Origin of the sequence: Delftia tsuruhatensis NBRC 16741 (assembly GCF_001571325.1) — a bacterium.
Classification (GTDB): domain Bacteria; phylum Pseudomonadota; class Gammaproteobacteria; order Burkholderiales; family Burkholderiaceae_C; genus Comamonas; species Comamonas tsuruhatensis.
Window position 1 is genome coordinate 133,513 of record NZ_BCTO01000023.1, and the last position, 18,954, is coordinate 152,466.

Consider the following 18,954-nt stretch of genomic DNA (forward strand, 5'->3'; position numbering starts at 1 on the left):
ATCCGGCGCACGGGTACAATCCTTCTTTTGGAGCTCTCACATGCGCCTTCTCGGTAAAGCCCTGACCTTCGACGACGTCCTTCTGGTCCCCGCTTTCTCCCAGGTCCTGCCCAAGGACACTTCGCTCAAGACGCGCTTTTCGCGCAACATCTCCCTGAACATTCCCCTTGTGTCCGCCGCCATGGACACCGTGACCGAGGCGCGTCTGGCCATTGCCATCGCGCAAGAGGGCGGTATCGGCGTCATCCACAAGAACATGACGGCCGAGCAGCAGGCCGCCGAAGTGTCCAAGGTCAAGCGCCACGAATCCGGCGTGGTGCACGACCCCGTGGTCATCACCCCCGAGCACACCGTGCTGCAGGTGCTGCAGCTGTCCGAGAATCTCGGCATCTCGGGCTTTCCCGTCTGCGACGGCGGCAAGGTGGTGGGCATCGTCACCAGCCGCGACCTGCGCTTCGAGACCCGCTACGACGTCAAGGTCAGCCAGATCATGACGCCGCGCGAGCGCCTGATCACCGTCAACGAGAAGGACGGCACCACGCCCGTGGAAGCCAAGGCCCTGCTCAACAAGCACAAGCTCGAACGCATCCTGGTCGTGAACGACGCCTTTGAACTCAAGGGCCTGATCACCGTCAAGGACATCACCAAGCAGACCACCTTCCCCAACGCAGCGCGTGACAGCGCAGGCCGCCTGCGCGTGGCCGCCGCCGTGGGCGTGGGCGAGGGTACCGAGCAGCGCGTGGAACTGCTGGTCAAGGCCGGCGTCGATGCACTGGTGGTGGACACGGCCCACGGCCACAGCAAGGGCGTGATCGACCGCGTGCGCTGGGTCAAGCAGAACTACCCGCAGGTCGATGTCATCGGCGGCAACATCGCCACCGGCGCCGCTGCGCTGGCACTGGCCGAGGCAGGCGCCGACGCCGTCAAGGTCGGCATCGGCCCTGGCTCCATCTGCACCACGCGCATCGTCGCCGGTGTGGGCGTGCCCCAGATCATGGCCATCGACAGCGTGGCCCAGGCCCTGCAAGGCACGGGCGTGCCGCTGATCGCCGACGGCGGCATCCGCTTCTCGGGCGACATCGCCAAGGCCCTGGCCGCTGGCGCCTCGACCATCATGATGGGCGGCATGTTCGCCGGCACCGAAGAGGCTCCGGGCGAAGTCATCCTGTACCAGGGCCGTTCGTACAAGAGCTATCGCGGCATGGGCTCCATCGGCGCCATGCAGCAGGGCTCGGCCGACCGCTACTTCCAGGAATCGAGCACCGGCAATCCCAATGCCGACAAGCTCGTGCCCGAAGGCATCGAAGGCCGCGTGCCCTACAAGGGCTCCATGGTCTCCATCGTCTACCAGATGGCCGGCGGCGTGCGCGCTGCCATGGGCTACTGCGGCTGCGCCACCATCGAAGAGATGAACAACACGGCCGAGTTCGTGGAGATCACCGCCGCAGGCATCCGTGAATCGCACGTGCATGACGTGCAGATCACCAAGGAAGCGCCGAACTACCGCGCCGACTGATCCAGGTCCGGCGCCTTGGCGCGAGATGGAAAAGAGGTCCGGGCAGCCACTGCCCGGACCTCTTTTTTTCGTGCGCTCACGAAGCTCAGATGGCGAAGCTCAGATGACGACGCTCAAATGGCGAAGTTGTCCAGCACCGCGCCCGAGCTGGCGCTCGATGCGTTGAACGCGAACTTGGCCTGCACGCCCCGCGTGTAGCGGGGCGCGGGGGCCTTCCATGCCGCACGGCGCTGGGCGAGCACGTCTTCGGGCACGTTCAGCTGCAGCTGCAATGCGTGCGCGTCGATGGTGATCGAGTCGCCCTCGTGCACCAGCGCGATGGTGCCGCCCACGGCCGCTTCCGGCGCCACGTGGCCGACCACCATGCCCCAGGTGCCGCCGGAGAAGCGGCCATCGGTGATCAGGCCCACGCTCTCGCCCAGGCCGGCGCCGATCAGGGCGCCCGTGGGTGCCAGCATTTCCGGCATGCCGGGGCCGCCCTTGGGGCCCAGGTAGCGCAACACCATCACGTCGCCGGCCTGTATCCTGCCGTCGAGGATGGCCGCCAGTGCCGATTGCTCATCGTTGAACACGCGTGCCGGGCCGGTGATGACCGGGTTCTTCAGGCCCGTGATCTTGGCCACCGCACCTTCCGGACTCAGGTTGCCCTTGAGGATGGCCAGGTGGCCCTGCGGGTAGAGCGCATCCGAGAGGGGGCGGATGACCTGCGGGTTGGGCGGTTCGTCAGGCACGCCGGCCAGGGTCTCGGCGATGGTCTGGCCCGAGATGGTGATGCAGTCGCCGTGCAGCAGGCCCGCATTCAGCAGGATCTTCATGACCTGCGGGATGCCGCCCGCCTGATGCAGGTCCACCGCCAGGTATCTGCCGCTGGGCTTGAGATCGCACAGCACCGGCACCCGCTGGCGGATGCGCTCGAAGTCGTCGATGGACCAGGGCACGCCGGCCGCATGGGCGATCGCGAGAAAGTGCAGCACGGCATTGGTGGAGCCCCCGGTCGCCATGATCACCGAGACCGCGTTCTCGATGGACTTGCGCGTCACGATGTCGCGCGGCTTGAGGTCCATCTTGATGGCCTCGATCAGCACCCTGGCGGATTCCTTGGCCGAGTTTTCCTTTTCATCATGGGGATTGGCCATGGTGGAGGAGTAGGGCAGGCTCATGCCCAGCGCCTCGAACGCGCTGGACATGGTGTTGGCGGTGTACATGCCGCCGCACGAGCCAGTGCCGGGAATGGCGTGCTGCTCGATGTCCTTGAGCTCCTGGTCGCTGATCTTTCCCGCGGCGTTCTCGCCGACGGCCTCGAACACGCTGACGATGTTCAGGTCCCGGCCTTTCCACCTGCCGGGCAGGATGGTGCCGCCGTAGACATAGATGGCCGGCACATTGGCGCGCAGCATGCCCATCATGCCGCCCGGCATGTTCTTGTCGCAGCCGCCGACCACCAGCACGCCATCCATCCACTGGCCGCCCACGCAGGTCTCTATGCAGTCGGCGATCACCTCGCGGCTGACCAGCGAGTACTTCATGCCTTCCGTGCCCATGGACATGCCGTCCGAGATGGTCGGCGTGCCGAACACCTGCGCGTTGCCGCCGGCCTCCTCGATGCCTGCGATGGCCGCGTCCGCCAGCCTTTGCAGGCCGGAGTTGCACGGCGTGATCGTGCTGTGGCCGTTGGCCACGCCGACCATGGGCTTCTTGAAATCCTCTTCCTTGTAGCCCATGCCGTAGAACATGGAGCGGTTGGCTGCGCGCGCCTTGCCTTCGGTGATGTGGGAGCTTCGGCGGTTGATCTGGTTCGGCGGGGTCATGGCATGTCTCTCGTTGTGGGGGTTGGATGAGTATGGGCCGACTGATTCATCTGATCCAATCCTATTCATCGGCATGATTGATATGCTGCGCATATGAATGAGCCCCTCATTGATCTGCGCGTCTGGCGGCAATTCCTGGCCGTGGCGGACGAGCTGCACTTCGGCCGCGCCGCGTCGCGCCTGCACATGACGCAGCCGCCGCTCACTCAGGCCATCGCCCAGCTGGAGCGCAGCCTGGACGTGGCGCTGTTCGAGCGCTCGAGCCGCCACGTCGCGCTGACGCCGGCCGGCGAGGCGCTTGTGCCGCAGGTGCGTGAGCTTCTGGCGCGGGCGGCGGCGCTGCCGGGGATTGCGCGGGCTGCGGCAGCGGGAGAAGTGGGGCGCGTGCGGCTGGCCTTTGTCTCCACCATCGGCTTCACCCGGCTGCCGCTGTGGGTGCGGGACTTCGTGGCAGGCACGCCAGGTGTGGCGATGGAGCTGGTCGAGGCCACCAGCGATGTGCAGATGGAAGCCTTTGAGCGCGGGCAGATCGATGCCGGACTGATGTTGCATGCCCCCGGGCATGCGCCGGCCGGCCTGGAGCGCCTGGCCGTGGGACGGGAAGCCATGGTGCTGGCCCTGCCGCAGCAGCATGCGCTTGCCGGTGCGGACCGGCTGATGCTCGACGAAGTGCTGGAGCAGCCGCTGGTGATCTTTCCGCGCCGCATCATGCCCTCGCTCCATGACGCGGTGACGGATCTGTACCGACGGCACGGACATGTGCCGCGCATCGCGCAGCAGGCGATACAGATGCAGACCATCGTGAACCTGGTCTGGGGCGGCATCGGCCTGGCCTGGGTGCCCGCCAGCGTGATGCAGTTCTGCAGGCCCGGCGTGGTCTACCGCGAGGCGGTTTTCGCCAGCGCCCGTGCAGGCAGCAAGGCCGTTGCCCTGCCGGTCTGCGAGACCAGCCTGGCCTGGCCGGCCGGAGCCATGTCGCCCGCGCTGGCGCGGTTTGTCGGCTTCGTGCGCGAACAGCGCTGAGTGGCGTTCACCGATAGCCCTCCCCGAGGCAAGGCCCGCGAATATCCGCATGGTTCTGGTCTGAATTTTTGGAAATTCTGGCCAGAATGATAGAATTCGGGCCAGGCCGGACACCAGGCCTGCTTTTGTTTTCAGCCCCGCCATGCAATCTGTCGGCATCTACGAAGCCAAGACCCGTTTCTCCGCCCTGATCGAACTTGTCGAGCAGGGCGAGGAAGTGCGCATCACCCGCCACGGCAAGGAAGTGGTGCGCATGCTGCCGGTGCGCCGCCGCCCCGTGATCACCGACGAGCAGATCGCCCGCGAGCTGGAGCAGATGCAGGCGCTGCAGGCCACGGTGCGGCCAGCCCAGCCGGCCCAGTCGGCACAGGCGCCGGACTCCACCACCCGACTGCGCCACGCAGGCCGGAGCCAGGCATGACCTCCTTCGTGCTCGATGCCTCCGTCACCGCCGCCTGGCTGCTGCCCGATGCCGCCAGCGTGCACACCCAGCGCCTGTACACCCGCATCCGCCGCCATGAAGTGGACCCGCAGGCGCCCAACCTCTGGCAGTGGGAATGCGGCAACCTGATCGCCTCGGGCGTGCACGGCGGCCGCATTCCGCACAGCTCGGTCGAAGGCCTGTGGGGCGTGCTCGAGGCCATCCGCCACCGCGTGGAGCTGCACGAGCTGGCGCCCGCCCAGCACAAGGCCGTGCTCGACGTGGCGCTGGACACCCGCCTGCCGGTGTATGACGCGGCCTACCTGTGGCTGGCGCAGTCGCTGCGCCTGCCGCTGGCCACTTTTGACGCGGCCCAGGCCGCCGCCGCCCGCAAGCGCGGGCTGGCGCTGCTGGCCCCTGAAGATTTCTGATCCCCTTCCATCACCTTTGCCTGAGATGACCATGCAACACGACAAGATCCTCATTCTTGACTTCGGCTCCCAAGTCACCCAGCTGATCGCCCGCCGCGTGCGCGAAGCCCATGTCTACTGCGAAGTCCACCCCTGCGACGTCAGCAGCGACTGGGTGCGCGAATTCGCCGCCGACGGCCGCCTCAAGGGCGTGATCCTGTCGGGCAGCCACGCCAGCGTCTACGAAGTGGACGACCGCGCCCCCGACGCCGTGTTCGAGCTGGGCATTCCCGTGCTGGGCATCTGCTACGGCATGCAGACCATGGCCACCCAGCTGGGCGGCAAGGTCGAAGGCTCGCACACCCGCGAATTCGGCTACGCCGAAGTGCGCGCCCATGGCCACACCGAACTGCTCAAGGGCATCGAGGACTTCGCCACGGCCGAAGGCCACGGCATGCTCAAGGTCTGGATGAGCCACGGCGACAAGGTCACCGAGCTGCCCCCGGGCTTCAAGGTCATGGCCTCCACGCCGTCCTGCCCCATCGCCGGCATGGCCGACGAGGCGCGCCGCTTCTACGCCGTCCAGTTCCACCCCGAAGTCACGCACACCGTGCAGGGCGCGGCCCTGCTCAACCGCTTCGTGCGCGAGATCTGCGCGGCGAATGCCGACTGGATCATGGGCGACTACATCGAGGAAGCCGTCGCCAAAATTCGCGAGCAGGTGGGCGACGAGGAAGTCATCCTCGGCCTGTCGGGCGGCGTGGATTCGTCCGTGGCCGCGGCCCTGATCCACCGCGCCATCGGCGACCAGCTGACCTGCGTCTTCGTGGACCACGGCCTGCTGCGCCTCAATGAAGGCGACATGGTCATGGAAATGTTCGAAGGCAAGCTGCACGCCAAGGTCATCCGCGTGGACGCCAGCGACCTGTTCCTGGGCAAGCTGGCCGGCGTCAGCGAGCCCGAGGCCAAGCGCAAGATCATCGGCGGCCTGTTCGTGGACGTGTTCAAGGCCGAGGCCGCCAAGCTCAAGGCCGGCGATGCAGGCCACAAGGGCGCCACCTTCCTGGCCCAGGGCACCATCTACCCCGACGTCATCGAGTCGGGCGGTGCCAAGAGCAAGAAGGCCGTCACCATCAAGAGCCACCACAACGTCGGCGGCCTGCCCGAACAACTGGGCCTGAAGCTGCTCGAGCCCCTGCGCGACCTGTTCAAGGACGAAGTGCGCGAACTCGGCGTGGCCCTGGGCCTGCCGCGTGAAATGGTCTACCGCCACCCCTTCCCGGGCCCGGGCCTGGGCGTTCGCATCCTGGGTGAAGTCAAGAAGGAATACGCCGACCTGCTGCGCCGCGCCGACGCCATCTTCATCGAGGAGCTGCGCAACTGGACCGACGAAGCCACCGGCAAGAACTGGTACGACCTCACCAGCCAGGCCTTCACCGTCTTCCTGCCCGTCAAGAGCGTGGGCGTCATGGGCGATGGCCGCACCTACGACTACGTCGTGGCCCTGCGCGCCGTGCAGACCAGCGACTTCATGACCGCCGACTGGGCCGAGCTGCCCTACGGCCTGCTCAAGAAGGTGTCTGGCCGGATCATCAACGAAGTACGCGGCATCAACCGGGTGACCTACGACGTTTCGACGAAGCCGCCGGCGACGATTGAGTGGGAATGATTGCGCAATAGGAAACGGCCGGAGTCGTCCGGCCGTATTTCCGAATCAAGCCCGCGGCACTGCGGGCTTTTTTCTGCCCGCCCGCCGTTGTTCAGTGGGATGCTGGAATAGCCGAATGCTCGCGCAGGTATGCCCTCAGCTTCGCGTCCGTGGCATACACATAGCACCCCTTCATGCCACGGGTCATCAAGGTGCGATAGGTGTTCTTGATGATGCTTTCCGCCAGCCGTGCGGCCTCGGCAGGCTGCTCCTTCGTCATCTTCACGAATCCCTTCATGGTCTTGTCATGTCTGTCCCTGGCTCGGGGCACTGCCACCAGCGTGTCGCCCATGATGGTCAGGTCTGGCCCGATGATGACTCCCACATAGTCCACTTCCAGCCCCTGGCAGGTGTGTATGCAGCCGACCTGTGCCACAGAGTTCGGTGCCACGATCCAGAGGCTGCCGTCCTGGTCCAGATTCCATTGGCGCTCGTAGTCTCCGATGACTACGTCCATAAGCTTGGGATTCTTCTTGCTGTTCCATGGCCAGCAGTAACCAGCCACAACGCGTGCCCGGTTGTTGGCGTTCTTCGTCTCGATGGCCTTGTGCAGATCCGAGGGGTCGTCAAACACCTGAAAGTCAAACGGAATATCTGCAAGGCTAGGGTTGGCGGTAGTTCGGATCTGCAACGTATGGTCTACCCAGGCCAGATAGCCGTCGGAGCCGGCGCACCGAAATTGGGAAGTCAGCGAATATTCCTCTACCTCAGCATTCCGCCCGGCTGCAAACTTGCGGATGATCTCCTTGGAACCTACATCCTTGAGAGTCACGCGCTGGTCTTCGTCGATGAAAAAGATGCTGCACTTGGCAGCTTCTATCAGCTCCTTGACCTGATGGGTGCCCAGATTCCCATAGAAGCCGCTTTTTTCGGTTAGGCGATGTGCTTCGTCCACGACCAAGACATCAAAGGCATCCTGCACGGTTTCCGTGAAGGAGCCTGATCCGCCGAAAAGATTGACCAGATGTGCGTTGTCGCGCGTCTGTATCAGCTTGTCGCTATAGACAGCGCGTGGGGCAGCGTTCTTGGAAATGTATTTGACGGTCAAGCCTTCGCGCAGAGCCGCAAGCAGGTTGACGGCGATCACCGACTTGCCGGTTCCAGGACCGCCCTCAATGATCAAGACGCGAGGCCTGCCGCTGGCGCTGGCCTGGCGGCATGCGGCCTTCGCAGCCTCGAACACTTCCTTCTGGTCGTCGATTAGCGCGAACTCGCTGTTGCCCTTCAGCAGCTTGCCGACCACATCCGCCAGCGCTTTGGATGGCCGCATCCTTCCTCGTTCAAGATCGAACAGCACCTGGCGGCCTCGGCCATGCCGGATGTGCTGTTTGATGAACTCGCGGAGTTTCTTGCGGTCTTCATCGCCTTTCAGGAACAAAGGTGCCCGCTCGATATAGGGCTGGTACTGGGGGGAGTCGATGATGCCATCGGCGGCATAGTTGTGCAGGTAGGCGCAAGGCTTCAGCTGCAGCCCGCCGTCATAGATGGCCTCGTTGAACCCCTCCAGAAATGCCGTGTACGACCACGCCTGGTAGCTGGGGTGAATGCGCGCCTGGTCAGGGCGCATTCCACCGCGCAAAAGCACGATGGCATCGCGGTCGGTGGCGCCGACCGATGACCATTGCTTGAGTTCGACCACCACCAGCCGTCGAGAGCCGTCGTCGGCATGTCCGGCAAGAATGACATCGATGCGTTTTGACGATTGCGGCAGGATGAATTCGACAGCGACCCCGATGTCGGGTGCGATTTCCGGGTCACGCAGAAGGCGGGCAATGTAGCCCAGCGACTCGCGCCATGATCGGATCTCCGCCTTGGCTACCTTGCGGTGAGTCGCTGCCTGGTACTTCGCGTAGATGACGTCTTCAATATCGCGTTCGTCGTAGTCGAGCAGGAATTGTGTCTTCTCGGCCTGATAAACGATCATGGCTCGGGCAGCTGGTCGTATTTGGTGCTGACGCCGCGCGACGCCTCGACAGGGTATTTGGCGGCGTTGGAAGCCAGCTTGCTGGCGATGGCTGCGTTGAGGTCCACGTCCAGCACATCCGCCAAGCGGATGAGGTACAGGGCGACATCGGCCAGTTCGTCGCGTACCGCCGAGGCGGTTTTAGGATTCGAGGCGGCCGAATGAGAGTCGGCCTCGGTCATCCATTGGAATATTTCGGTCAACTCACCCACCTCGCCCGAGAGAGCCATGACCAGATTCTTGGGTGAATGGAATTGCTGCCACTCCCGCTCTTGCGCAAACTGCCTCAGCGCGTGTACCGCGCCCGTCACGTCAATCAGACTTTTGTCCACATCCAGACCCTTTCGGAACGGATTGTTACCTATTCTGCAGTTCCTAGGACTCAGAGACCTGAAGTATCGCTGCGCCTAGGAAGATTCTGAGCCCGGGCGAGGCTTGGATGTAAGAACTAGCCGCCTGATTCCCAGGCCAGGTGCAAGCACTTGCGCGCAGACAGACGAAGTCCAGTGTTCCCCATGAAAGACATGGCTGCTACCAGACCAAGCATGCGTTTGTAACGTAAAGTACTATTTCTTTGCAATTTGCTGTGTGCTGCTGCGGACCTAGCCCGTGGGTATTGATTCCGCATGAAGATACTTCTCCCAAACGCTGATGGCTGTTGAACTCTCTCGCCTTCAAAGTCCTGCGGCCGTTCAGGCGGCGTTGGACGAGTTTTCACGTCTTGGTCGGACGGCATTCCTGAAGCGATACGGATTTGGAAAATCGCGCGATTTCTTGGTTCGCAATGCAAGAACCGGGCAGCTATGCGACTCCAAGGCCATCGTCGGAGCTGCGTTCGGCCATCAGTTCCCGCAGGAGGGACCGCTCAAGCCGACTGATTTCTCCGGTGGAGAGGCCACCGTCGTTCCTCGATTGCAGCATCTGGGCTTCGATGTCGTGCGCATTGGTGAAGACTGGACCTTCGATGAGGTGCAGGCCACGGTCGCGTCGTATTTCGAGATGCTTTTGCTGGAGGCCGAGCAGCAGCGCTACACCAAGACCGAATTCAATGCGCAGTTGCGCCAGCGGCTGCGTGAGCGCAGCAAGGGATCGGTGGAGCTGAAGTTCCAGAACATCAGCGCCGTCCTGCATGACCTGGAGCTGCCCTTCATCCGCGGCTACAAGCCCCGGAGCAACGCTCAGCTTCTGTTGCGTCAGGCGGTGCAGCAGTTCGTCCTGAATCAACCGGGCCTGGTTTCCCGCGTGGTGGATGCGATGGAGGAGGTCAAGACGTCTGATGAGCAGAGTTTTCATGCCTGCCTGGTTGAACCGCCTGCGCTGGAGACAGTGGCGCAGTTGGCGAAAGACGGCGCCAAGGTCAGATTTCCACGCAAGACGAACTGGGCCCAGCGGGATGAAGCCAACCGGCATCTTGGCCGTGCCGGAGAGCAGTGGGTCATCGGATTCGAACAGCGGCGACTTATCCATGCCGGGTATCCGGAGCTTTTCCAGCAGCTGGACTGGGTGTCTGACCGGCTCGGCGACGGGAGCGGCTACGACATCCTCTCGCATGAGCGACCCGGCGAGCATCGCTTCATCGAGGTCAAGACCACCAATGGCGGGCATGCCTCGTCCTTCATCATCAGCCGCAACGAACTGGATTTCGCAGCAGAGGCCGGGGATGCCTTCCATCTCTACCGGGTTTTTCAGTTCCGGGAGGAACCAAGGCTCTACATCCTGAACGGGCCGCTGGCGGACCAGCTGCACCTGGAGCCCATCGATTTTCGGGCGTCGTTCCGGCGCCTGGTCGGGTAACGCGCAGGGCGGCCTAGCCAGAGCTCCCCGCAGCTTTGATCACAGGCACATGAAAGAGGGCTGAAGAGACCTGCCCTGCGCATCCTCTGGAGCGCGACGACAATAGCCCATGATTCAAGAAAAGCCCCTGGCGGCAACCGAACTGGAGCGGCCTGCCATGGCCTTGCGCACTCTTGCGAATGGGGTCCGGCTGCTGGCGCTGCCCATGCCGCACCTGCAGAGCGTCAGCGTGGGCGTGTTCCTGCGCGTGGGCTCCCGCGACGAGACCTCCACCAGCAACGGCATCAGCCATGTGCTGGAACACATGGCGTTCAAGGGCACGCACACGCGTTCCGTGCAGGAGATCAACCTGGATGCGGAGCGGCTGGGCGCGGAGGTCAACGCCTTCACCGGCAAGGACATCACCGGCTATTTCATGACCGGCCTGGGCTGGCATGCGCAGGCCTTGCTGGGAATGATTGCGGACATCGTCCTGAACAGCGTGTTTCCCGAGCATGAGCTGCAACGAGAGCTGCAGGTGATCCGGCAGGAGGCCATCGAGTACGAAGAGGACCCGGAGGACAGCGCCGGCGATCTGCTGGACCGCGCCATCTGGGGCGACGACCCCATGGGCATGCCGGTGATCGGCACGGTGGCCAATATCGAAGGCTTCACCCGGCAGGATCTGGTGCGCCATGTGCAGTCCCATTACGTGGGAGAAAAGACCGTCGTCGTCGCGGCCGGAAACTTCGATGTGCCGGCCTGGCTGGAGCAGGCGGCGCAGCTGTTCGCCGGCATGCCTGCGTCGGCCGATCCCGCTGTGGCGTTGCCCCCTCAGCCCGCAAAGTATGTGGGGCAGGCCCTGGCGCAACGCTTCACGCAGGTGTCCCAGGTGTTCGTGAACCTGGCCTATCCCCTGGTGTTCGAGCCGTTGCAGGGCGAGCATCCGCAGCGTGCGCGTCTCGTGGCCTCGCTGGCGGCCCATCTGCTGGGCGAGGGGATGTCGTCGCCCCTGGTCGATACCGTGCGCGAGCGGCTCGGACTGGCCTATACGGCCTATGCGGCGATGGAGGGCGGTGACGTCTGGGCCAATTTCATCGTGCATGCGGTCACGACGCCGGACAAGCTCGAAGCGCTGGTGGCAGCGACAGGCGGCCTGCTGCGCGCCCAGGCGGCCGGCATTGACCCCGTGCATCTGGAGCGGGCCAAGAACCAGCTGGCGGTCTCGCGGGTGCGCGCGGGCGAGCGGACCTACGCCACCATGGAGCGGGCTGTCGAGGACCTCTTTGCCCATGGCAGCGTGACATCCGTGGCCGAAACGCTGGCGATGATCGACGGCATCGGGGCCGAGGAAGTGCGCAAGGTCTTCGAGCGCATGCTGGCCCACCCTCCGGCGGTGGCCATCACCGGCAAGGGCGCCAATGCCCGGACCGTGCGGCAGCTGGCCGCAGGCCTGGCGGCCTGAGCCGGCAGCGCGCGGCCAGCGGCCAGCGGCCAGCGGCCAGCCGCAACACATGGCGCTTTTCCCGTTGTCATGGAATTGGGGGAGCGGACTGCGGCGCGTTCCATTGCCGCTTGAGGTAGTGCGACTTCGGGTGCTCCTGCAGGAACACGCAGCACTGCACCCACGCCGCTGACTCCGGGTGCGCGTCGACGGCGCGCGAGAGATGCTCGAACACGGCCTCGGCCATGGCCGAGCACATCTGCGGCGGGCGCGGGTTGGTCAGCGTCAGGGTGGCGATCAGTTGCTGCGCGTGGGGGTCCTCGCCGCACAGTCCGACGGCGATGGGTGCCACGCGCGACTTCAGGTCCGCGAGCCGTGCCCATCCGCGCTCGGCCAGCGCAAGGTGCATGGCGTGCAGGACCGGCTCCCACTGGATCGACGGGAGCAAGGATGGCGATACCTCGATGGCGATGTGCGGCATGGGGCGGCGCCTTCAGTCGAGCTTGATGCCGACTTCGCGGATCAGCGTCTGCCAGCGTGCCCGCTCGCTGTCCAGCAGGCGTGCGAATGCCTGGGGCGAGTTGTCGATGGGCACCGAGCCGAGTTCGGCCAGCCTGTCCTGCGTGGCCTTGGCCGCCAGCGCCGCGCCCATGTGCTTGACCAGCCAGGCCTTGCGGTCGGCCGGGGTCGCGGCGGGCGCGAGGAAGCCGTACCAGCCGCTGATCTCGGCGTCCACGCCGGATTCCTTGAGCGTGGGCACGCCGGGCAGCGCGGGAATGCGCCTGGCGGACGTCACGGCCAGCGCCTTGAGGCGCCCGCTTTGCACATGCTGCAGGATGGCCGGCGTGGCTTCGAACACCATCTGCACCGTGCCGCCCAGCACGTCGTTGAGTGCAGGCGCGGAGCCGCGGTAGGGAATGTGCAGGATCGAGGTGCCGGTCTGGCGCTTGACGAGTTCTCCCGCCAGGTGCTGCGGCGTGCCGTTGCCGGCGGATGCGTAGGAGAACTTGCCCGGGTTCTTGCGCAGCCATTCAAGCGCCTCCTTGGCCGTGGCCGCCGAAAAGGAGGGATGCACGGCCCAGATCAAGGGCACCGAGGCGGCCCATGCCAGCGGTGTGAAGTCCTTGGCCGGATCGAAGTTGAGCCTGGAGTACAGCGCCGGGTTCGCGGCCATGGGGCCGAGTGCGCCCAGCAGCAGCGTGTAGCCGTCGGCCTCGGCGCGTGCTGCCGCCTCCGTGCCGATGTTGCCGCCCGCACCGCTGCGGTTGTCGACGATCACCGTGCTGCCGCTGTCCGTCTGCAAGGCGTTCGCCATCAGACGGGAGACGGCATCGGTGGTCGCACCTGCCGGATAGGGGCAGATGATGCGGATGGGCTTGGAAGGGAATGCCTGCGCGCGCGCCGAGGGGCTTGCGCCCAAGGCTGAAATGGCCGTCGCCGTGCTGGCGTACTGAAGGAAGTTGCGTCGTTTCATCGGTGCTCTCGTGACCAGAGTTGTCTCGTGGCCGTAGTGTCGGCAGGCCCTTGTTTCTTCGCAATTCGCATTTTCTGGCCGCGCCTATCGGATAATCCGATGGCCATGCCCGCACGCAACCGCGACCCCCTTGATCTCGTCTCATTGCGCCAGTTGCGCTACTTCGTGTCGGCGATGCGGGCGCACAGCTTCAGTGCGGCATCGCGCGATGCCTCGATCTCGCAGGCGGCGCTGTCGGAGCAGATCGCCTTGCTGGAATCGACCCTGGACGTGCAGCTGTTCGACCGTGCGAGCGGGCGCGCCATAGCCACGGCCTCCGGACATGAGCTCGACCGCCGGGTGTCGGCCTGCCTCAGTGAGCTGCAGGCGGCGCTGCGCGACGTGCAGGCGCGTGCGAGCACCGTGGCGGGCCTGGTGCGCATCGGCCTGGTGCAGTCCTACGCGGGATGCTGGGTACTGCCCGTCGTGCGCAGTGCCCAGGCGCAGTGGCCGCAGCTGGCGATCGCACTGCGCAGGCGCACCGCACAGGCCTTGGTGGAGGGCGTGTTGCGTGGCGATTTCGATCTCGCCGTCAGCTTCGATCCGGAGCCGCATGCCGATCTGGAGATCCTGGCCTGTTTCGACGAGCCCGTGGTGGCCGTGGGATTGAAGCCCCGCCGGCGGCGACGCCTGCTGGAGCTCAGCGAGGTCGCGAACCACCCCCTGGCCTTGCTGCCAAGCGAATACGCCATGCGGCGCCAGCTCGACAACGCCTTTGCGGCGCAGGGGCTGAAGCCGGGCGTGCATCTGGAGTCCGATACGCTGGAGGACCTGGTGCATGCCGCCCGTGAAAACGGCATGGTCGCGCTGCTCAACGGTGCCGCGGCAATGAGCCTGGACGTGCAGGACGCAGTCCCGTTGGCCGAAAGAAATCTGGGCCGGCAAGCCTGCCTGGTGCGCTCACGCAGCCGTCACCACGGCTTTGCCGCCCAGTACGTATGGGACGAGCTTTCGGCGGCAACCCCCACGCTGCCGCCAGCGTGGGGGCGGCGCGTTGCAGCCGCGCGCTAGTCGTCGGCCGGGTCCGTACCGCCCGTCAGGGCACTTCCTTCAAGCCCACCAGTTGCAGGGGGCGTGCCAGCAGTTCGTCGAAGCGTTTCTCGAACGCCTTGAAGTACGGCATGCTGAAATGCGCATCCAGCGCTGCCTGGTCCCTGAATGACTCCCGCATGTAGAAGGTGCCGGGTTTGTCCGCCAGCTCGAACAGCGTGTAGTCCAGGCATCCGGCCTCTTGCCGGGTGAATGGCACCAGCGCGCGCAGGGCGTCGCGCAGCTGGTCTTGCTGGCCGGCCTTCGCTTCAAGGATGGCCAGGTTGAAAATGGTCTCTGTCTTCATGGCTCAGCCCCAGTTCTCCAGCACCACCTTGCCGCGCGCCTTGCCCGACTCGATCAGGGCATGGGCGCGCTTGAGGTTGTCGGCGTTGATGCTGCCGAAGCGCTCGGCCAGCGTGGTGCGGATCAGGCCGGCATCGACCAGTGCGGCAAGCTCGTTGAGCAGGCGGTGCTGGCCGATCATGTCGTCGGTGCCGAACAGGGCGCGGGTGAACATCAATTCCCAGTGCACCGACACCGACTTGCGCTTGAGCTTGGTGATGTCCAGCGACGCGGGATCGTCGATCAGGCCGAATTTTCCCTGGGGCGCGATCGCCTCGACGATCTGTGCGAAGTGCAGGTCGGTCTGCGTGAGGCTCACGATGTGGTCCACCGTGGGAAAGCCGATGCGCTTGAGTTCGTCGGCAATCGGCTGGCTGTGATCGATCACGTGGTGGGCGCCGAGCTCCTTGACCCAGGCCTGCGTCTCGGGCCGCGATGCGGTGCCGATGACGGTAAGGCTGGTCAGCCGCGTGGCCAGCTGCGTGAGGATGGAGCCCACGCCGCCGGAGGCGCCGATGATGAGCAGTGTCTTGTGGCTGGGGTGCTTGCCCGGCGCGATGCCCAGGCGGTCGAACAGCATCTCCCATGCGGTGATGGCGGTCAGGGGCAGGGCCGCCGCCTGTGCGAAGTCCAGCGACCTGGGCGCGTGGCCCACGATGCGCTCGTCCACCAGGTGCAGCTCGCTGTTCGTGCCAGGGCGCGCAATGGAGCCGGCGTACCAGACGCGGTCGCCCGGCTTGAACAGCGTGACTTCGGGGCCCACGGCCTTGACGATGCCGCTGGCATCCCAGCCCAGCACCTTGTGCGTCTGCCCCTCGGCGGGCGCGCCGCTGGCGCGCACCTTGGTGTCCACCGGATTGACGGACACGGCCCTGACTTCGACCAGCAGGTCGCGGCCGGTGGCCACGGGATCGGGCAGGGTGATGTCGATCAGCGATTCGGGTTGGCTGATGGCCTGGGGTTTCTGGTATCCAACGGCTTTCATGGTCGTGCTTTCAAAGGTTGAGGAAGAGGGGATAGCAAGGAGGGCGAGCAGGGAGGGCTTCAGGCAGTGGCGAGGGCTGCGTAGTCCGAGTAGCCGCGCGCGTCGCCGCCAAACAGGGCCTTCGGATCGAATGCGGCCAGCGGCGCCTGGGCGGCGTAGCGCGCCGGCAGGTCCGGGTTGGCAATGAAGGGGCGGCCGAAGGCGACGAGGTCTGCCAGGCCCTCGTGCAGGATGGCTTGGGCGCGCTCCGCGTCGTACTTGCCCGCAACGATCACCTTGCCCTGGTAGGCGCGGCGCAGCGCGTGGCGGAAGTCCTGCGGAATCTCGGGCGCATCGTCCCAGTCGGCTTCGGACAGGTGGATGTAGGCCAGGCCGATCTCGTCGAGCTTGCTGGCCAGATGCAGGATGGTCTCGATGATCTGCGGGCAGTTCATGTTGCGCTGCGTGATGAAGGGCGCCAGGCGGATGCCGGTGCGCTCGGCCCCGACCTCGCCCGCCACGGCGGCCGCGACCTCTTCGGCGAAGCGCGTGCGCTGGGCGATGCCGCCGCCGTAGGCGTCGGTGCGGTGGTTGGAGGTGGTGCGCAGGAACTGATCGATCAGGTAGCCGTTGCCGCCGTGGATTTCCACGCCATCGAAACCGGCACGCATCGCATTGGCCGCGCCCCTGCGGAAGTCGCCGATCACGTCCTGGATGTCCTGTGCGCTCAGTGCGCGCGGCACGGGGCAGTCGACCATGCGGCCGACACCGTCGTCGCCGACCACCCAGACCTGCGCTTGCGGCGACAGCGCCGAAGGCGCGACCGGCAGGCCATCGGCGTGAAAGCTGGCATGCGACATGCGGCCAACGTGCCACAGCTGCAGCACCATGCGCCCGCCGGCGGCGTGCACCGCGTCCGTGACGCGGCGCCAACCGTCCACCTGCGCCTCTGAATAGATGCCGGGGGTGAAGCTGTAGCCTTGGCCCTGGCGGGAGATCTGGGTGGCTTCCGAGACGATCAGGCCGGCGCTGGCGCGTTGTGCGTAGTAGGTGGCCATCAATGCGTTGGGCACGTCGCCTGGCTGGCTGGTACGGCTGCGCGTCATGGGGGCCATCACCATGCGGTTGGGCAGGCTGAGCGGGCCGAGCTGCAGGGGGCGAAACAGGGGCGTGGAGGCGGTGGTCATGCGGTTCCTTGGCGGAGCTGTAGAGGTGTTGGGGCGGGAGCGGAAACCCGGTTCGCAAGTCGTCTGGGCATGGAGCGATGTTGACCTGGGCGTTTCAATTGAAAAAGACCCGCAAGACTGAAGGCGGCTTCAAAAGAAATTTGACGATGAGCTCAGGGCGCGGCCTGCACGACACCCGGGCGGATGGCCGTGCCGCGCCTGCCTGGCTACCATCTCCCCCATGAAGACCCAATACTTCGCCGCCACCTCACTCGACGGATTCCTGGCCACCGAGGACGATTTCCTGGACTGGCTGTTCCCGCTGGGCGACATGCAGGCCACGGGCTACCCGGAGTTCATTGCCGGCGTGGGCGCGCTGGCCATGGGGTCCGCCACCTACGAATGGATGCTGCGCCACGCGGAGACGGTGGCCAGGGAGACCGGGGCGGCGTGGCCCTATACGCAGCCTGCCTGGGTGTTTTCCAGCCGCACGCTGCCTGGTATCCCGGGTGCCGATATCCGGTTCGTCAGCGGTGATGTGCGTGCCGTGCATGCGCAGATGCAGGCTGCGGCCGGCGGGGGCAATCTCTGGATCATGGGGGGCGGAGACCTGGCGGGGCAGTTCTACGACGCGGGCCTGCTGGACGAGATGATCCTGAGCGTGGGCTCGGCCACGCTGGGCCGGGGCAAGCCGCTGTTCCCGCGCCGGGTGCTGCATCCGGTGCTGCGCCTGCTGTCGGTTCGGCAGATCGGCGAGGGCATGGCGGTGCTGCATTACGAGGTGCGCAAGAGCACCGCTTGACGGGCTCCCTGATTCGGTCTGCGCGCCGCTCAGTTCGCCTCTCCGCGCCCAGGCGCCGTCATCCCCGGAATGTATTCATTGGAGATGAAGCTGCGGCAGCGGTGCATGAAGGCTTCCACCACATGGCGGGGCTTTTGTTCGCGGGCCCAGGCCAGGCCCAGTTTCATGGGGCGGTGGTTGCCGTTCAGGTGCAGGTTGACGATCTTCTTGCCGTCCAGCGCATGGGAGTTGCGCGGGCGCACGTTGACCAGGGAGTAGCCCACGTCGTTGGCGACCAGGGAGCGCACCACGTCGGGGCTGGCGCTGCGGGCCGCGATCAGGGGCGAGACGCCGGCTTCGCGGAACAGCGACATGAAGTATTCACGGCTCAGGGGCAGGTCCAGCAGGACCATGGGCAGCTGGGCCAGCGCCTCCAGCGTGGTGGAGCGGTGGTTGGCCAGCGGATTGAGTTCGCTGACGATGACCATGGGCGGCAGCTGGGCCAGGGGCTCGAAGCAGATGTCCGATTCGGCCACCAGCAGGTCGTAGGTGATGGCGACATCGATCTGCGCGGTGCGCAGCTTGTGGATCAGGCCTTCCTGGTGGTCCTCGATCTGCGTGACCGTGGCCTTGGGGTGGGCGCGCGCGAATCCCTGGCACAGCTCGGGGGCGACCATGGCCGCCAGCGTGGTGAAGCAGCCCACGCGCACGGGGCCGCGCACCTGGCTTTGCGCGCTGCTGGCCACGTCGTACAAGGCCATGGCCTGGTCGAGCAGGCTGCGGATTTCCCGCAGGACTTCGGCGCCTGCGGGCGTGACGGACAGGCCTTGCGCATGGTGGCGCACGAACAGCGGCACCTGCAGCTCGGCCTCCACCTGGGTGATGGCCGATGAGATGGACGAGGGCGAGACGTGGATGCGGTTGGCGGCCTCGGCAATGCTGCCGAACTCGCCCGCTGCCACGCAGTATTCCAATTGTCTGAAGGTCAGTCGTGTCAGCACGGTGTGCAAGAGGTGGAGAGGGGGAGGGCGGCCAGGGTGACCTGCCGCGTAGTTGACCAAGCGGCGGGCCGCGCTGCAAGAGGCCCTTC

The 18,954-nt window shown here is 65.6% G+C and carries 18 protein-coding genes; 9 read left to right on the forward strand and 9 right to left on the reverse strand.

Annotated elements, in window-relative coordinates:
• Window positions 1–40 precede the first annotated feature (40 nt).
• Window positions 41–1,516, forward strand: coding sequence for an IMP dehydrogenase (gene guaB, locus DTS01S_RS12085; RefSeq protein WP_013803023.1), 1,476 nt, complete (start codon window positions 41–43; stop codon window positions 1,514–1,516).
• A 113-nt stretch (window positions 1,517–1,629) separates the two neighbouring features.
• Here guaB and ilvD read toward each other — a convergent pair whose 3' ends face one another.
• Window positions 1,630–3,324, reverse strand: coding sequence for a dihydroxy-acid dehydratase (gene ilvD, locus DTS01S_RS12090; RefSeq protein WP_017403811.1), 1,695 nt, complete (start codon window positions 3,322–3,324; stop codon window positions 1,630–1,632).
• Window positions 3,325–3,417: 93 nt separating this feature from the next.
• On the opposite strand from ilvD, the gene DTS01S_RS12095 reads away from it, so the two are divergent.
• From DTS01S_RS12095 to guaA, 4 genes are all read left to right on the forward strand, one after another.
• Window positions 3,418–4,347, forward strand: coding sequence for a LysR family transcriptional regulator (locus DTS01S_RS12095; RefSeq protein ID WP_061287778.1), 930 nt, complete (start codon window positions 3,418–3,420; stop codon window positions 4,345–4,347).
• A gap of 142 nt (window positions 4,348–4,489) precedes the next feature.
• Window positions 4,490–4,768 (forward strand): type II toxin-antitoxin system Phd/YefM family antitoxin, encoded by a 279-nt coding sequence (locus DTS01S_RS12100; RefSeq protein WP_012204855.1) that lies wholly within the window; start codon window positions 4,490–4,492, stop codon window positions 4,766–4,768.
• Window positions 4,765–5,199, forward strand: a complete 435-nt coding sequence (locus DTS01S_RS12105) for a type II toxin-antitoxin system VapC family toxin (RefSeq protein ID WP_012204856.1) — start codon at window positions 4,765–4,767, stop codon at window positions 5,197–5,199. Before DTS01S_RS12100 ends, DTS01S_RS12105 begins: the two co-directional genes overlap by 4 nt.
• A 31-nt stretch (window positions 5,200–5,230) precedes the next feature.
• Window positions 5,231–6,847 (forward strand): glutamine-hydrolyzing GMP synthase, encoded by a 1,617-nt coding sequence (gene guaA / locus DTS01S_RS12110; protein WP_016448864.1) that lies wholly within the window; start codon window positions 5,231–5,233, stop codon window positions 6,845–6,847.
• A 91-nt stretch (window positions 6,848–6,938) separates the two neighbouring features.
• On the opposite strand, the gene DTS01S_RS12115 is transcribed toward guaA, so the two are convergent.
• Together DTS01S_RS12115 and DTS01S_RS12120 are read right to left on the reverse strand one after the other, a co-directional pair.
• Window positions 6,939–8,810, reverse strand: a complete 1,872-nt coding sequence (locus DTS01S_RS12115) for a DUF2075 domain-containing protein (RefSeq protein ID WP_061287779.1) — start codon at window positions 8,808–8,810, stop codon at window positions 6,939–6,941.
• Entirely contained in the window at window positions 8,807–9,181 is a 375-nt protein-coding gene (locus DTS01S_RS12120; protein WP_016448215.1) for a nucleotide pyrophosphohydrolase, read from the reverse strand. Before DTS01S_RS12120 ends, DTS01S_RS12115 begins: the two co-directional genes overlap by 4 nt.
• Before the next feature lie 319 nt (window positions 9,182–9,500).
• Here DTS01S_RS12120 and DTS01S_RS12125 point away from each other — a divergent pair, with 319 nt between their 5' ends.
• Together DTS01S_RS12125 and DTS01S_RS12130 are read left to right on the forward strand one after the other, a co-directional pair.
• Window positions 9,501–10,643 carry a DUF3883 domain-containing protein gene (locus tag DTS01S_RS12125; protein WP_061287780.1) on the forward strand — a complete coding sequence of 381 codons (1,143 nt, stop codon included), beginning with the start codon at window positions 9,501–9,503 and terminating at the stop codon, window positions 10,641–10,643.
• A 157-nt stretch (window positions 10,644–10,800) separates the two neighbouring features.
• Window positions 10,801–12,087: a M16 family metallopeptidase gene (locus DTS01S_RS12130; protein ID WP_034364426.1), complete on the forward strand. Its 1,287-nt coding sequence runs from the start codon at window positions 10,801–10,803 to the stop codon at window positions 12,085–12,087.
• A 67-nt stretch (window positions 12,088–12,154) separates the two neighbouring features.
• On the opposite strand, the gene DTS01S_RS12135 is transcribed toward DTS01S_RS12130, so the two are convergent.
• Window positions 12,155–12,514, reverse strand: a complete 360-nt coding sequence (locus DTS01S_RS12135) for a 5-carboxymethyl-2-hydroxymuconate Delta-isomerase (RefSeq protein ID WP_237426717.1) — start codon at window positions 12,512–12,514, stop codon at window positions 12,155–12,157.
• Window positions 12,515–12,559: 45 nt separating this feature from the next.
• Window positions 12,560–13,540 (reverse strand): Bug family tripartite tricarboxylate transporter substrate binding protein, encoded by a 981-nt coding sequence (locus DTS01S_RS12140; RefSeq protein ID WP_026062744.1) that lies wholly within the window; start codon window positions 13,538–13,540, stop codon window positions 12,560–12,562.
• Between the two features lie 105 nt (window positions 13,541–13,645).
• Between DTS01S_RS12140 and DTS01S_RS12145 the strand changes: the two genes are divergently transcribed.
• A complete protein-coding gene (locus DTS01S_RS12145) occupies window positions 13,646–14,590 on the forward strand; it encodes a LysR family transcriptional regulator (protein WP_254787929.1) in 945 nt (314 codons plus the stop codon).
• Window positions 14,591–14,615: 25 nt separating this feature from the next.
• Here DTS01S_RS12145 and DTS01S_RS12150 read toward each other — a convergent pair whose 3' ends face one another.
• Genes DTS01S_RS12150 through DTS01S_RS12160 form a run of 3 tightly spaced genes read right to left on the reverse strand, consistent with a single transcriptional unit; the run spans window position 14,616 to window position 17,104 of the window.
• A complete protein-coding gene (locus DTS01S_RS12150) occupies window positions 14,616–14,915 on the reverse strand; it encodes a putative quinol monooxygenase (protein ID WP_016452308.1) in 300 nt (99 codons plus the stop codon).
• Window positions 14,916–14,918: 3 nt separating this feature from the next.
• Window positions 14,919–15,938 (reverse strand): zinc-binding alcohol dehydrogenase family protein, encoded by a 1,020-nt coding sequence (locus DTS01S_RS12155; RefSeq protein ID WP_061287782.1) that lies wholly within the window; start codon window positions 15,936–15,938, stop codon window positions 14,919–14,921.
• A gap of 59 nt (window positions 15,939–15,997) precedes the next feature.
• The gene (locus DTS01S_RS12160) at window positions 15,998–17,104 is read right to left on the reverse strand and encodes an alkene reductase (RefSeq protein WP_061287783.1); all 1,107 of its coding nucleotides are present in this window, start codon (window positions 17,102–17,104) and stop codon (window positions 15,998–16,000) included.
• Between the two features lie 220 nt (window positions 17,105–17,324).
• Here DTS01S_RS12160 and DTS01S_RS12165 point away from each other — a divergent pair, with 220 nt between their 5' ends.
• Window positions 17,325–17,885, forward strand: coding sequence for a dihydrofolate reductase family protein (locus DTS01S_RS12165; protein WP_061287784.1), 561 nt, complete (start codon window positions 17,325–17,327; stop codon window positions 17,883–17,885).
• Between the two features lie 29 nt (window positions 17,886–17,914).
• Here DTS01S_RS12165 and DTS01S_RS12170 read toward each other — a convergent pair whose 3' ends face one another.
• Window positions 17,915–18,865 (reverse strand): LysR family transcriptional regulator, encoded by a 951-nt coding sequence (locus DTS01S_RS12170; RefSeq protein ID WP_016448205.1) that lies wholly within the window; start codon window positions 18,863–18,865, stop codon window positions 17,915–17,917.
• Window positions 18,866–18,954: the final 89 nt, after the last annotated feature.

Coding starts and splice junctions, on each gene's coding strand:
- guaB (WP_013803023.1), top strand. CDS start 41: ATGCGCCTTCTCGGTAAAGCCCTGACCTTCGACGACGTCCTTCTGGTC.
- ilvD (WP_017403811.1), bottom strand. CDS start 3,324: ATGACCCCGCCGAACCAGATCAACCGCCGAAGCTCCCACATCACCGAA.
- DTS01S_RS12095 (WP_061287778.1), top strand. CDS start 3,418: ATGAATGAGCCCCTCATTGATCTGCGCGTCTGGCGGCAATTCCTGGCC.
- DTS01S_RS12100 (WP_012204855.1), top strand. CDS start 4,490: ATGCAATCTGTCGGCATCTACGAAGCCAAGACCCGTTTCTCCGCCCTG.
- DTS01S_RS12105 (WP_012204856.1), top strand. CDS start 4,765: ATGACCTCCTTCGTGCTCGATGCCTCCGTCACCGCCGCCTGGCTGCTG.
- guaA (WP_016448864.1), top strand. CDS start 5,231: ATGCAACACGACAAGATCCTCATTCTTGACTTCGGCTCCCAAGTCACC.
- DTS01S_RS12115 (WP_061287779.1), bottom strand. CDS start 8,810: ATGATCGTTTATCAGGCCGAGAAGACACAATTCCTGCTCGACTACGAC.
- DTS01S_RS12125 (WP_061287780.1), top strand. CDS start 9,501: ATGGCTGTTGAACTCTCTCGCCTTCAAAGTCCTGCGGCCGTTCAGGCG.
- DTS01S_RS12130 (WP_034364426.1), top strand. CDS start 10,801: ATGGCCTTGCGCACTCTTGCGAATGGGGTCCGGCTGCTGGCGCTGCCC.
- DTS01S_RS12140 (WP_026062744.1), bottom strand. CDS start 13,540: ATGAAACGACGCAACTTCCTTCAGTACGCCAGCACGGCGACGGCCATT.
- DTS01S_RS12145 (WP_254787929.1), top strand. CDS start 13,646: ATGCCCGCACGCAACCGCGACCCCCTTGATCTCGTCTCATTGCGCCAG.
- DTS01S_RS12150 (WP_016452308.1), bottom strand. CDS start 14,915: ATGAAGACAGAGACCATTTTCAACCTGGCCATCCTTGAAGCGAAGGCC.
- DTS01S_RS12155 (WP_061287782.1), bottom strand. CDS start 15,938: ATGAAAGCCGTTGGATACCAGAAACCCCAGGCCATCAGCCAACCCGAA.
- DTS01S_RS12160 (WP_061287783.1), bottom strand. CDS start 17,104: ATGACCACCGCCTCCACGCCCCTGTTTCGCCCCCTGCAGCTCGGCCCG.
- DTS01S_RS12165 (WP_061287784.1), top strand. CDS start 17,325: ATGAAGACCCAATACTTCGCCGCCACCTCACTCGACGGATTCCTGGCC.